Below are 13,005 nucleotides of genomic sequence, written 5' to 3' on the forward strand. Positions count from 1 at the left end.
TTTAAATTTTGATTTTTGCTTTATTTATCAATTGATTAATTGTAGTTTTTTAACTTTTTTAAGTATCTGACGTTCAATATTGTTGAGCCAGCAAACAATATTGAAAATTTTCATATTTGGCATATTTCTTTCAATATTGGTGAGGTGCGTAACACTATTGAAAGTTACGAATATCAATGTGTGACATTTTCAATATTGGTGATTAAGGTTTTATTTCCGAATTAAAGAGCGTGATATCTGTATTTAACACCGCCGATATAAATACGTTTCCTTCATGATTTCTGGAGATGCAATGAAGATAATTACTTGCTACAAATGCGTACCTGATGAGCAGGATATTGCGATTAATAATGCTGACGGAACACTCGATTTCAGCAAAGCGGATAGCAAAATCAGCCAATATGATCTGAATGCAATTGAAGCTGCTTGCCAGTTAAAACAGCAGTTGGGAGACGCTCAGGTTGTCGCCATGAGCGTTGGCGGCAAAGCGCTGACTAATGCAAAAGGGCGCAAAGATGTCCTCTCTCGTGGCCCTGATGAACTGATTGTGGTCATTGACGATCAATTTGAGCAGGCGCTGCCGCAACACACCGCTACCGCGCTGGCCGCCGCGGCGCAAAAATCAGGTTTCGATCTACTTATCTGCGGCGACGGTTCTTCCGATCTTTATGCTCAGCAGGTTGGTTTGCTGGTGGGCGAAGCGCTGAACATTCCGGCGATTAACGGCGTGAGTAAAATCCTCTCTCTTACCGACAGCACATTGACAGTAGAACGCGAACTGGAAGATGAAGTTGAAACGCTGAGCATCCCGCTCCCGGCGGTGATCGCGGTTTCCACCGACATTAACACCCCACAAATCCCTTCGATGAAAGCCATTCTTGGCGCGGCGAAAAAACCGGTTCAGGTCTGGTCGCCTGCGGATATCGGGCTGAACAGCGTACCCGCGTATTCCGTACAACAGGTTGCCGCACCGAAGCAGCGCGAGCGTCAGCGTGTGGTGATTGAAGGTGACGGTGAAGAACAAATCGCCGCGTTTGTCGAGAATCTGCGCAAAATCATTTAATTATCAGGGGATGTTATGAACAAATTTTCCAGTGTCTGGGTATTCAGCGATACCCCTTCTCGTCTGCCCGAACTGATGAGTGGCGCGCAGGCTGTAGGTGAAAAAGTTAACGCGTTCGTACTGAACGAAGCGGACAGCGCGACAGCATGTCATTTGGGCGCGGATCATGTCTGGCTGCTCAGCGGCAAACCAGAAGACCGCATGATCGAAGACTACGCTGCTGCGATGGCTGAGACTATTCGTCAGCATAGCGAGGGCGGCGCGGTGCTGCTGCCGAATACGCGTCGGGGCAAGCTGTTGGCGGCAAAGCTGGGCTATCGCTTGTCGGCTGCGGTTTCCAACGATGCCAGCGACGTCTCCCTGCAGGATGGAAAAGCGGCGGTTAAACATATGGTCTACGGCGGTCTGGCGATAGGGGCAGAAACCATCGCTTCGCCGTTTGCCGTGATCACACTCAGCAGCGGAACGTTTAACGCACAACAACCGGATGCTTCTCGCAGCGGCGAGATGCACACCGTGCAGTGGCAGGCTCCGGCCACTGCCGTGACCCGCACCGCAACCCAGGCGCGTCAGAGCAACAGCGTTGACCTCGACAAAGCGCGTCTGGTGGTCAGCGTGGGACGCGGCATCGGCAGCAAAGAGAATATCTCGCTGGCCGAAGCGCTGTGCCAGACGATTGGCGCCGAGCTGGCCTGTTCCCGCCCGGTGGCGGAAAACGAGAAGTGGATGGAGCACGAGCGCTACGTCGGTATCTCCAACCTGATGCTCAAACCTGAACTGTATCTGGCGGTGGGGATCTCCGGGCAGATCCAACACATGGTCGGCGCCAACGGCGCGCAGACGATTTTCGCCATCAACAAAGATAAAAACGCGCCAATCTTCCAGTATGCGGATTTTGGCATCGTTGGCGATGCGCTGAAGATCCTGCCTGCGCTGACGGCTGCCTTAGCGCGATAAACCATTTCGGGCAGGATACGAGGGTATCCTGCCGCTGACAGGAGTACGTATGTCCGAAGATATCTTTGATGCCATCATCGTGGGTGCAGGTCTGGCCGGTTCGGTTGCGGCGCTGGTGCTTGCTCGCGAAGGTGCACAGGTGCTGGTTATCGAGCGCGGCAATTCTGCTGGCGCGAAGAATGTCACCGGTGGGCGTTTGTATGCACATAGCCTGGAACGCATCATTCCCGGCTTTGCGGATCAGGCCCCCATTGAACGCATGATCACCCACGAAAAACTCGCCTTTATGACCGACAACGGGGCGATGACTATCGACTACTGCAATGGTGAAGATGCTTCAGCGTCGCAGGTTTCTTATTCCGTTTTGCGTAGTAAATTTGACGCCTGGCTGATGGAGCAGGCCGAAGAGGCGGGGGCGCAACTGATCACTGGTATTCGCGTGGATAACGTTGTTCAGCGTGATGGCAAAGTCGTGGGCGTGGAAGCCGATGGCGATATTCTGGAAGCCAAAGTCGTAATCCTCGCTGACGGGGTGAATTCTCTGCTGGCTGAAAAGCTGGGCATGGCCAAGCGTGTTGAGGCATCGCATGTTGCCGTCGGTGTGAAGGAACTGATCGAATTGCCGAAGTCGGTCATTGAAGATCGTTTCCAGCTACAGGGCAACGAAGGTGCCGCCTGTCTGTTTGCCGGGGCGCCAACCGATGGTCTGATGGGCGGTGGCTTCCTGTATACGAATGAAACAACCCTTTCCCTGGGGCTGGTCTGCGGACTTCATCATCTGAAAGACGCGAAAAAATCGGTCCCGCAAATGCTGGAAGATTTCAAACAGCATCCGGCAGTTGCGCCGCTGATCGCCGGTGGCAAGCTGGTGGAATATGCCGCGCACGTTGTACCCGAGGCGGGAATGAATATGCAGCCTGAACTGGTGGGCGATGGTGTACTGATTGCCGGAGACGCTGCCGGCATGTGTATGAACCTCGGCTTTACCATCCGTGGTATGGATCTCGCCATATCCGCAGGCGAAGCGGCGGCGAAGACGGTGCTTTCGGCGATGAAGCGCGACGATTTTAGCAAGCAGTCGCTGGGGGAATACCGTCAGCATCTGGACGAAGGTCCGATGCGCGATATGCGTATGTATCAGAAACTGCCAGCTTTTCTTGATAATCCCCGCATGTTTACCGCTTATCCCGAAATGGCGGTCAGTATCGCGCGCGACCTGTTCACCGTGGATGGCTCCGCTCCGGTGCCGATGCGTAAAAAAATCCTGCGCCATGCGAAGAAAGTGGGCTTCATCAACCTGATGAAAGATGGCCTGAAAGGAGTGACCGTATTATGACATCTCCCGTCAATGTGGACGTCAAATTGGGCGTCAATAAGTTCAATGTGGATGAAGATAGCCCGCACATCATTCTCAAAACCGATCCTGATAAACAGGCGCTGGAGGTGCTGGTTAAGGCCTGTCCGGCGGGACTGTATAAAAAGCAGGACGACGGTAGCGTTCGTTTTGATTACGCCGGGTGCCTGGAGTGCGGAACGTGCCGGATCCTCGGCCTTGATACGGCGCTGGAAAAATGGGAATACCCGCGCGGGACGTTTGGCGTGGAGTTCCGCTACGGCTAATAAGTACGAAGTTGTGCCCCCGTAGGCCGGATAAGATGCGGTAGCGTCGCCATCCGGCAATCATGTGGCGCCAATGCCGGATGGCGGCGGAAACGCCTTATCCGGCCTACAGATGCGCTTTGCCCGTGTTGAAACAGGACATCACCATGCAGCAGCCCAGGAACTTTGATGACCTTAAATTCTCCTCCATTCATCGCAAAATTATGCTGTGGGGAAGCGGCGGCCCGTTCCTTGATGGCTACGTGCTGGTGATCATTGGCGTGGCGCTGGAACAACTGACGCCGCTATTGCACCTTGATGCTGAATGGATTGGCGCGCTCGGCGCGGCTACGCTTGCCGGACTGTTTATCGGCACCTCGTTGTTTGGCTATATTTGCGATAAAGTCGGGCGGCGTAAAATGTTCCTGCTTGATATTATCGCTATCGGCGTTATCTCCGTGGCGACCATGTTTGTTTCCACGCCGCTTGAATTACTGGTGATGCGCGTTTTAATTGGCATTGTTATCGGCGCGGATTACCCTATCGCTACTTCCATGATTACGGAGTTTTCCAACACCCGCCAGCGCGCGTTCTCCATCGGTTTTATCGCCGCGATGTGGTACGTCGGCGCGACCTGCGCCAACCTGGTGGGCTACTGGCTGTATGACATGGAAGGCGGCTGGCGTTGGATGCTTGGCAGCGCCTTTATCCCGTGCTTAATCATTTTGATTGGCCGCTTTGACCTGCCGGAATCGCCACGCTGGCTATTGCGAAAAGGACGGGTAAAAGAGTGTGAACAAATGATGATCAAACTGTTCGGCGAACCGGTCTGCTTTGACGATGAGCCGCCGCAGGAGACCCGCTTCCTGCAGTTGTTTAACCGCCGTCATTTTCCGTTTGTACTGTTCGTTGCGGCTATCTGGACCTGTCAGGTAATCCCGATGTTCGCTATATATACCTTTGGGCCGCAGATCGTCGGGTTACTCGGCTGGGAACAGGGGCGCAACGCGGCGCTCGGCAATGTGGTGATTAGCCTCTTTTTTATGCTGGGCTGTATACCGGCGATGTTCTGGCTAAACAGTATTGGCCGTCGCCCTCTGCTTATTGGCAGCTTCGCCATGATGACTATCGCGCTGGCGCTGCTGGGACTGGTGTCAAATCTGGGCATCATACTGGTCGTGGTGGCGTTTGCGGTATACGCCTTCTTTTCCGGCGGACCGGGCATACTGCAATGGCTTTATCCTAATGAACTCTTCCCTACGGATATTCGCGCTTCGGCCGTGGGGGTCATCATGTCATTAAGCCGTATCGGAACCATTGTCTCCACCTGGGCATTACCGATTTTTATTACTCGTTACGGTATTAATAACGTCATGCTGATTGGCGCGTTGATTTCGTTAGTCGGGCTTGGCGTATCGGTGATGTTTGCCCCGGAAACTCGCGGCTTGACGCTAACACAGACCGGAAACATGACTTTGCGCGGAACGCCATCGGATAACCCTCGTTAAGAGTGTTCTGCATTTCTCCCTGCTTTTCGCCAATAACGCTACAGTTAACAGTCACATGCTAAAACAACTGAAAAGCAGGGAGAACACCATGCAAAAACGTCTTATGACCGCACTGTTTACCGCAGCAACACTATTCACCGTCGCAGGATGCTCTTCTAACCAGGCGGTTGAAACCACGGATGGCAAAACTATTGTCACCGACGGGAAACCCGAGGTCGATAACGACACTGGTATGGTGTCTTACAAAAACGCCGCCACCGGGAAAACCGAACAGATTAACCGCGATCAGCTGAAAAATATGAGCGAGCTGGATAATTAATTCAATTTTTTCTGGTTAGCCGTTCAATAATATTCTCTCTTTATGCGCATCCATTTATTCCCATGCGAATAAACGGATGCCTGAACAGGCAGGGACGCCGGAAAACGTCGAAATACGTTCGCCCGTGTTCCCGCTTTCCCCACCGCGCTGTCCGCTTACATGAGGTTACACTCATCGACATTTCTCTGAACAGCGGCTCAACATTTCCCGGAAAAAAACATATCGCAGGGCATTTATCCTTATGATTAGGTATAAATGATGAGGTATAAGGAACAGGAGTCTGTAATGAAACTGAAACTAATACCTTTTTATTTTCTCGCGCTATTTTCTGCCGCCTCCGGGGCTACGGAGATAAACGCCTGCAAAGACCTGATCGGAACATGGAAAACCACGGCAGATAACCCGCCTTATACCATGACAATATTGCCGCCAGTAGAAGGCTGCGGGGAAAAATGTGTGAAACTGAACGTGCAGTATGAACTTGACGTGACTCACCGCAACGCGCTTTATTGCCATGAAGGACAAGAGGGGGTAAAAGGGCAGGGACCCATGGTGATAGCATTTGAAGGGGCGTATGGTGGACACGCTATTGGAACCTATAACCGACAGCTGCAATTACTTTGGGCTGGCGTAATACCGAAAAATAAAAAGGGGAAATGGATAACGAAAATGGAAAATTACTGGTTCAGGCAGGTAAAAGCGCACTAAATATTACCTTAAAACAGCCCGCAAAACCGTCTTATTCACGAAGGGCTTACTGCCTGCGCGCGCACATTCCAACGGCTTGCCTGCCCCGGATGAACTGTTGATAAAAAAGAGGGCCAGCATCTGTTTCCAGACGGCCCTGAGTGGATTGTGACGTAACATGGCACCTTGCTGGCGCTCTCTTATTATTTCATGCCAGTGCCATCGTTATGGCGCAATCAGAGCTTTATTTCGTCGCATCGTTATAAACTTCGGCAACGGCTTCAAAATTCGGACCATGCTCACGTGCAGCGATAATATGGTAATATTTTCCGCCTTTCGCATCGGCTAATTCTGACAGTTTTTCGCGTAGATCAGAGGGTGAGGAAATCTGCCCGCCACTCTGGGACACATTTATGGTGCCGACCTTAACCAGTTTGAAGTGGCTGATTTCTTGTTTAGAGACCTGCTCTGCCGCAAGTGTGCTGAATGAAGCAACCGTTGCCAGTAATGCGGCGGCAATAATGCGTTTTTTCATAGTTCTGTTCCTGTTGCATTGATGATAAGGTTTGCGCAATATCAGTAATCCGTAACGAAATTATTTATCCCCTTCATACTTCAGATTGCTTATGTGTTGGCTACGGATTACTCGGCCCACCCATGGGCCTCGCCCTGACGGGCCGTCGCACGCGACGTTCAAATCTGCTCCCGGCAAATTTGTCGCTCACCTCAATCACATAATTATCTATGCTCCTGGGGACTCACTCCCTTGCCGCCTTTAAGCAACTCGAATTATTTTGGGTAATAACCTCGGTTGATTATCTGAAAATAGCCTTATTTGGTGTGACCGTCTTATATCTTGTTATAGTCACCTCTTTATGTTGTTGTCAATGTAAAATAATGCACTGCCAGCTAAAAAGAAACTTAACCCCCTGTAAATAATAATTTTTATATTATTTCTTGTAATGGCGTAATTTTTATTGAATCACGCGGCAATACGCTAGTTTTATTCATAAGCAACATAACAGAATTGAGTTATGTTTTAATTTCCCAGAGTGATATTACCGGTTGTATGTCTATGGTTGCGCGGCCTGTTACTGATAGTGTTTCTTTCGGGGCGATTTTATTGTAGCGGCATAGGGTAATCACCGTAGTTGAAGGGAAAAGGCACGAACACAGAGCTATAGAGTATGTTTAATAATGTATTTTTTTATGAAGTAATGTCTGCAGTTGTATCTCTAAAATAAAAACAATGAACTTTTCATCTAAATAATTTTTCAATGAATTATGCTCATTTATTAATATATTTCTAATTTGAAATACAAATCAATTTATAACACATATTCTTACCCGGAAGGCATTGATACATATCCACGCTTCCTCGTACAGTAATAAATGAATATGTGATAAAGTTACTGACTACAGGTATAATAATATGAGTAATAAAAAAAATCTGTCCGCAGAAGAGACGGATCTTACGCGTAGGAAACTGTTAACCAGTGCCGGTATTCTTGCCGCAGGCGGTATGTTATCCGGCGCGGTAAAGGCTGATGAAAAATGCGCCGTCAAGGCGAAACCGGCGTGGGATAAACCGTTTACTGGCGAAATCCCGGAAAAATTGCCAGAAGGATATAATATTCTGTTAGTCGTGACCGACCAGGAGCGTTTTTTTCCTACGTTTCCTTTCCCGGTACCCGGCAGAGAGCGGCTCATGAAAACGGGGGTGACATTCTGTAATCATCAGAATACCAGTAATGTCTGTACGCCTTCCCGCTCCGTATTGTATACCGGCTTACATATGCCCCAGACAAAGATGTTTGATAATCTGGGATTACCCTGGATGCCTTATGACCTTGACCCCGCTCTTGGAACCACAGGTCATATGATGCGGGAACTGGGATACTATACGGCCTATAAAGGTAAGTGGCATCTTACAGAAAAACTGGAGAAGCCTTTGCCTGACGAAAAAGATGAGGATATTGATGTCGGGGATATTCCTGAACCAGAATTACATAAAATTATGGAAAAATATGGTTTTGCTGACTATCACGGCATCGGCGATATTATAGGCCATAGTAAAGGCGGCTATTTTTATGATTCAACCACCACGGCTCAGACTATAAATTGGTTAAGATGCAAGGGGCAGCCCTTGAATGACCAACACAAGCCCTGGTTCCTGGCCGTTAACCTCGTTAATCCTCATGACGTCATGTTTATTGATACCGATAAAGAGGGAGAAAAGATACAGTGGCGTGGCGAGTTGGATCAGGATGATAATACCCTGGCGCCCACGCAGCCGCCGGAAAACGAGCTTTATCAGGCAAGCTGGCCGAACTATCCGCTGCCGGCAAACAGGCATCAATCATTCAATGAGCAGGGAAGACCGCCGGCGCATCTTGAATACCAGACGGCGCGCGCTGCGCTGGAAGGGCAGTTTCCTGATGAAGATCGTCGTTGGCGTAAACTGCTTGACTACTATTTCAACTGTATCCGCGATTGTGATACTCACCTTGACCGGATATTAAATGAACTTGATGCCCTCAAGTTAACTGATAAAACGATTGTTGTATTTACTGCCGATCATGGCGAATTAGGCGGAAGCCATCAGATGCACGGTAAAGGCGCTTCCGTTTATAAAGAACAGATCCATGTACCGATGATTATTTCCCACCCGGCGTACCCCGGTAATAAGAAATGTCAGGCGTTGACCTGTCATCTTGATATCGCGCCGACATTAGTTGGACTGACCGGTTTGCCGGAAGAAAAACAGCACCAGGCGTTAGGCAACCGCAAAGGCGTTAATTTTAGCGGATTGCTAAAAAATCCGGAGGGCGTTGCGGTTAATGCGGTGAGAAATGCCAGCTTATATTGCTATGGCATGATCTTGTATACTGATGCCCATTATCTCCACCGCGTTATCGCGCTACAAAGAGATAAACAAAAAACGGTGGCGCAAATCAAGCAGGAAATATCCCATCTGCATCCTGATTTTAGCCATCGTTCAGGGACGCGCATGATTAACGATGGCCGTTATAAGTTTGCGCGTTATTTCTCGCTAAGGGAGCATAATACGCCGGAAACCTGGGAGGATCTTATTAAGTACAACGATCTTGAACTTTACGATCTTAAAAATGATCCCGATGAGAACCATAACCTTGCTGCTGATAAACAGAAATATCAGGATCTCATTCTTACGATGAATGAAAAACTGAATAAAATTATCAAGGACGAAATTGGCGTGGATGACGGCAGTTTTATGCCGGATGCGGCCCATGAGCCGTGGGATCTTACTATTGAGCAGTTTAACCGCATGGCGAAAGATTAAGAGCCTGACCCATTAGGTTAATTTATGCGTCGGCGATCTGGCATCCACCGTGTCTGGAGGTTCAGATGCTGTTGGCGCTGCGCTTATTGGGCCTGTGTCATCATGTAATGGATTGATATTACAGTCATTACAGGCAAATTTAGCGCAGCGCCGCCCGACAAGAAGGCCTTAAACCGATTGGTCAGCGATTTAAGGCTGCTATCATCACCGACCTTCCCACACCGGATAGCGCTTTTCCGCAAACGCCTGCGGCCCTTCGAGGGCGTCTTCCGGGGCAGGATGGCGCCAACTCCTTGCTGGCGTTAATTCAATTTTTTCTGGTTAGCCGCTCAATAATATTCACTATTAGCCTGGCGAATTTGTCACTACACTTTGTAATAAAAAACAGATCATCACAGGCTAATCATGATCCTCATTATTTATGCGCATCCGTATCCGCATCATTCTCATGCGAATAAACGGATGCTTGAACAGGCAGGGACGCTGGAAAACGTCGAAATACGTTCGCTTTATCACCTCTATCCCGATTTCAATATTGACGTTGCCGCCGAGCAGGAGGCGCTGTCGCGCGCGAGTCTTATCGTCTGGCAGCATCCGATGCAGTGGTACAGCGTCCCTCCTTTACTCAAATTATGGATGGATAAAGTCCTCACCCACGGCTGGGCTTACGGTTATGGCGGTACGGCATTGCATGGTAAACATCTGCTGTGGGCGGTAACGACCGGCGGTGGTGAAAACCACTTTGCTATCGGCTCCCATCCCGGATTTGACGTCCTTTCTCAGCCGCTACAGGCGACGGCGCTCTATTGCGGCCTCAAATGGCTGCCGCCGTTTGCCATGCACTGCACGTTCATTTGCGATGACGACACCTTACAGGCGCTGGCGCGTCAGTATAAACAGCGTTTACTGACATGGAAGGAGGTGAATCATGGATAGCCATACTCTACTGCAGGCGCTGATCTATCTTGGTTCGGCGGCGCTGATTGTGCCGATTGCGGTACGTTTGGGCTTAGGATCGGTGCTGGGGTATCTGATTGCGGGTTGCATTATCGGCCCCTGGGGACTACGGCTGGTGACGGACGCCGAATCTATTCTGCATTTTGCGGAAATCGGCGTCGTGCTGATGTTGTTTGTTATTGGGCTTGAGCTGGACCCGCAACGGTTATGGAAGCTGCGCGCCTCGGTATTTGGCGGCGGCGCGTTACAAATGGTGGTCTGCGGCATACTGATTGGTCTGTTCTGCATGTTTCTTGGCCTGCGTTGGCAGGTGGCGGAACTGATTGGCATGACGCTGGCGCTTTCGTCCACGGCTATCGCCATGCAGGCAATGAATGAGCGTAACCTGACCGTTTCGCAAGTAGGGCGTAGCGCATTTGCAGTGCTCTTGTTCCAGGATATCGCGGCGATCCCGCTGGTGGCGATGATTCCGCTGCTGGCCGCCAGCGGCGCATCCACCACGCTTGGCGCGTTTGCGCTATCGGCGTTGAAAGTCGCAGGCGCGTTGGCGCTGGTGGTGTTGCTGGGACGCTACGTTACGCGCCCGGCGCTGCGCTTTGTCGCGCGTTCTGGTTTGCGGGAAGTGTTCAGCGCCGTGGCGCTATTTCTGGTGTTTGGTTTCGGCCTGTTGCTGGAAGAGGTTGGGCTGTCAATGGCGATGGGCGCGTTCCTGGCGGGCGTTCTGCTGGCGAGTTCGGAATACCGTCATGCGCTGGAAAGCGATATTGAACCCTTTAAGGGGCTGCTGCTGGGGCTGTTCTTTATTGGCGTCGGCATGTCGATTGATTTCGGCACGCTGGTGGAGAATCCGCTGCGCATTCTGCTGTTGTTGGCCGGTTTTCTGGCAATCAAAATCGTCATGCTGTGGCTGGTCGCGAGGCCGCTGGGCGTACCGGCAAAACAGCGTCGCTGGTTTGCCGTCTTATTAGGCCAGGGAAGTGAGTTTGCGTTTGTGGTTTTTGGCGCGGCGCAAATGGCGGATGTACTTGAGCCGGAATGGGCAAAAGCGCTGACGCTGGCGGTCGCGCTGTCGATGGCGGCAACGCCGATTTTTCTGGTGCTGCTGACGCGCATGGAGAAGACCGCGACGGGGGAAGCGCGCGAGGCGGATGAAATCGACGAAGAGCAACCGCGGGTTATTGTGGCCGGGTTTGGACGATTTGGGCAGATAGCCGGGCGTTTGCTGCTGTCGAGCGGGGTGAAGATGGTGGTGCTCGATCACGACCCCGATCATATCGAAACGCTGCGTAAATTCGGCATGAAGGTTTTTTATGGCGACGCGACGCGTATGGATTTACTGGAATCTGCCGGAGCGGCGAAGGCGGAGGTATTGATTAACGCCATTGACGATCCGCAAACCAATTTGCAACTGAGTGAACTGGTGAAGTCGCATTTCCCGCATCTGCAGATTATCGCCCGTGCCCGTGATGTCGATCATTATATTCGCCTGCGCCAGGCTGGTGTGGCGATGCCCGAACGTGAAACCTTCGAAGGCGCGCTCAAAAGCGGACGACAGGCGCTGGAAGCGCTGGGGCTGGGACGTTATGAAGCCCGCGAGCGCGCGGATCTGTTCCGTCATTTTAATACCCGGATGGTGGAAGAGATGGCGAAAGGGGAAAACGATCCGTTATCTCGCGCCGCCGCCTATAAACGTACCAGCGCGATGTTGAGCGAAATTATTACCGAGGACCGGGAGCATCTGTCGTTGATTCAGCGCCACGGCTGGCAGGGAACGGCTGAGGGCAAACATTCCGGGGAGGCCGCTGATGAACCCGAGGTCAAACCGTCAATCTAAAGTAAAAAATGTGATGTTCTGCAAACTTTACTGCTAATTGGCTGTTTTTGAACTACTGTAATGCTGGCGCTCCACATCAAATGAGTGGCGTCGCCAGCAGAACGAAAAATTTTCGTGCTCATCCTCTTTTCGTCAGTCGACGAAAGATTGCGCTTTACGTATAGTGGCGGCAATTTTTTTTGTATCAGGAAATAATTAATGATCAGTCTGATTGCGGCGTTAGCGGTGGATCGCGTCATCGGTATGGAAAACGCCATGCCGTGGAACCTGCCTGCCGATCTCGCCTGGTTTAAACGTAACACGTTAAATAAACCTGTCGTCATGGGACGTCACACCTGGGAGTCCATCGGACGCCCCTTACCGGGACGTAAAAATATTGTTATCAGCAGCCAGCCGGGCACCGACGATCGCGTGCAGTGGGTGAAGTCTGTCGATGAGGCGATTGCCGCTTGCGGCGATGCGCCGGAAATTATGGTCATTGGCGGCGGGCGCGTGTACGAGCAGTTCTTGCCAAAGGCGCAGAAGCTTTATCTGACGCATATTGATGCGGAAGTCGAAGGCGATACCCATTTTCCGGATTATGAACCGGATGACTGGGAATCGGTATTCAGTGAGTTTCACGATGCCGACGCGCAGAATTCTCACAGCTATTGTTTCGAGATTCTGGAGCGTCGTTAACGCTGTAGTGCCGGATGGCGGCGAAACGCCTTATCCGGCCTACTCTTGAGCCAGATGTCGCCAGATGTAGGCCTGATAAGC

Annotated in this window: 12 protein-coding genes; 11 read left to right on the forward strand and 1 reads right to left on the reverse strand. The window is 50.9% G+C overall.

Annotated features, from left to right (window positions below):
• Positions 1 to 292 precede the first annotated feature (292 nt).
• From J4617_RS18880 to J4617_RS18910, 7 genes are all read left to right on the forward strand, one after another.
• On the forward strand, positions 293 to 1,063 hold the full coding sequence (locus tag J4617_RS18880) for an electron transfer flavoprotein FixA (protein WP_000692189.1): 771 nt from the start codon (positions 293 to 295) through the stop codon (positions 1,061 to 1,063).
• A 15-nt stretch (positions 1,064 to 1,078) separates the two neighbouring features.
• Positions 1,079 to 2,020, forward strand: a complete 942-nt coding sequence (locus J4617_RS18885; protein ID WP_017466087.1) for an electron transfer flavoprotein subunit alpha/FixB family protein — start codon at positions 1,079 to 1,081, stop codon at positions 2,018 to 2,020.
• Positions 2,021 to 2,069: 49 nt separating this feature from the next.
• Positions 2,070 to 3,356: an FAD-dependent oxidoreductase gene (locus tag J4617_RS18890; protein WP_001287774.1), complete on the forward strand. Its 1,287-nt coding sequence runs from the start codon at positions 2,070 to 2,072 to the stop codon at positions 3,354 to 3,356.
• The gene (gene fixX, locus J4617_RS18895; RefSeq protein WP_000203737.1) at positions 3,353 to 3,640 is read left to right on the forward strand and encodes a ferredoxin-like protein FixX; all 288 of its coding nucleotides are present in this window, start codon (positions 3,353 to 3,355) and stop codon (positions 3,638 to 3,640) included. The genes J4617_RS18890 and fixX overlap by 4 nt, the downstream gene beginning before the upstream one ends.
• A gap of 146 nt (positions 3,641 to 3,786) precedes the next feature.
• Entirely contained in the window at positions 3,787 to 5,127 is a 1,341-nt protein-coding gene (locus J4617_RS18900; RefSeq protein ID WP_001187054.1) for an MFS transporter, read from the forward strand.
• Between the two features lie 88 nt (positions 5,128 to 5,215).
• A complete protein-coding gene (locus J4617_RS18905) occupies positions 5,216 to 5,446 on the forward strand; it encodes a YgdI/YgdR family lipoprotein (RefSeq protein WP_001172089.1) in 231 nt (76 codons plus the stop codon).
• A gap of 291 nt (positions 5,447 to 5,737) precedes the next feature.
• On the forward strand, positions 5,738 to 6,154 hold the full coding sequence (locus J4617_RS18910) for a hypothetical protein (protein WP_161460226.1): 417 nt from the start codon (positions 5,738 to 5,740) through the stop codon (positions 6,152 to 6,154).
• A 223-nt stretch (positions 6,155 to 6,377) separates the two neighbouring features.
• On the opposite strand, the gene srfN is transcribed toward J4617_RS18910, so the two are convergent.
• The gene (srfN, locus tag J4617_RS18915) at positions 6,378 to 6,668 is read right to left on the reverse strand and encodes a DUF1471 family virulence protein SrfN (RefSeq protein WP_000745961.1); all 291 of its coding nucleotides are present in this window, start codon (positions 6,666 to 6,668) and stop codon (positions 6,378 to 6,380) included.
• A gap of 897 nt (positions 6,669 to 7,565) precedes the next feature.
• Between srfN and J4617_RS18920 the strand changes: the two genes are divergently transcribed.
• From J4617_RS18920 to folA, 4 genes are all read left to right on the forward strand, one after another.
• Entirely contained in the window at positions 7,566 to 9,455 is a 1,890-nt protein-coding gene (locus tag J4617_RS18920) for a sulfatase-like hydrolase/transferase (protein WP_000066312.1), read from the forward strand.
• A gap of 405 nt (positions 9,456 to 9,860) precedes the next feature.
• On the forward strand, positions 9,861 to 10,391 hold the full coding sequence (gene kefF, locus J4617_RS18925; RefSeq protein WP_017466160.1) for a glutathione-regulated potassium-efflux system oxidoreductase KefF: 531 nt from the start codon (positions 9,861 to 9,863) through the stop codon (positions 10,389 to 10,391).
• On the forward strand, positions 10,384 to 12,246 hold the full coding sequence (kefC, locus tag J4617_RS18930; RefSeq protein WP_017466159.1) for a glutathione-regulated potassium-efflux system protein KefC: 1,863 nt from the start codon (positions 10,384 to 10,386) through the stop codon (positions 12,244 to 12,246). Before kefF ends, kefC begins: the two co-directional genes overlap by 8 nt.
• Before the next feature lie 198 nt (positions 12,247 to 12,444).
• Positions 12,445 to 12,924, forward strand: a complete 480-nt coding sequence (folA, locus tag J4617_RS18935; RefSeq protein WP_000624379.1) for a type 3 dihydrofolate reductase — start codon at positions 12,445 to 12,447, stop codon at positions 12,922 to 12,924.
• Positions 12,925 to 13,005 lie beyond the last annotated feature (81 nt).

This window comes from Salmonella sp. 32010601201800023SM (genome assembly GCF_017572235.1).
Lineage (GTDB): Bacteria > Pseudomonadota > Gammaproteobacteria > Enterobacterales > Enterobacteriaceae > Salmonella > Salmonella enterica.

What these genes read in the sequence shown, in the direction of transcription:
- J4617_RS18880 (WP_000692189.1), top strand. Translation starts at nt 293, where the DNA reads ATGAAGATAATTACTTGCTACAAATGCGTACCTGATGAGCAGGATATT.
- J4617_RS18885 (WP_017466087.1), top strand. Translation starts at nt 1,079, where the DNA reads ATGAACAAATTTTCCAGTGTCTGGGTATTCAGCGATACCCCTTCTCGT.
- J4617_RS18890 (WP_001287774.1), top strand. Translation starts at nt 2,070, where the DNA reads ATGTCCGAAGATATCTTTGATGCCATCATCGTGGGTGCAGGTCTGGCC.
- fixX (WP_000203737.1), top strand. Translation starts at nt 3,353, where the DNA reads ATGACATCTCCCGTCAATGTGGACGTCAAATTGGGCGTCAATAAGTTC.
- J4617_RS18900 (WP_001187054.1), top strand. Translation starts at nt 3,787, where the DNA reads ATGCAGCAGCCCAGGAACTTTGATGACCTTAAATTCTCCTCCATTCAT.
- J4617_RS18905 (WP_001172089.1), top strand. Translation starts at nt 5,216, where the DNA reads ATGCAAAAACGTCTTATGACCGCACTGTTTACCGCAGCAACACTATTC.
- srfN (WP_000745961.1), bottom strand. Translation starts at nt 6,668, where the DNA reads ATGAAAAAACGCATTATTGCCGCCGCATTACTGGCAACGGTTGCTTCA.
- J4617_RS18920 (WP_000066312.1), top strand. Translation starts at nt 7,566, where the DNA reads ATGAGTAATAAAAAAAATCTGTCCGCAGAAGAGACGGATCTTACGCGT.
- kefF (WP_017466160.1), top strand. Translation starts at nt 9,861, where the DNA reads ATGATCCTCATTATTTATGCGCATCCGTATCCGCATCATTCTCATGCG.
- kefC (WP_017466159.1), top strand. Translation starts at nt 10,384, where the DNA reads ATGGATAGCCATACTCTACTGCAGGCGCTGATCTATCTTGGTTCGGCG.
- folA (WP_000624379.1), top strand. Translation starts at nt 12,445, where the DNA reads ATGATCAGTCTGATTGCGGCGTTAGCGGTGGATCGCGTCATCGGTATG.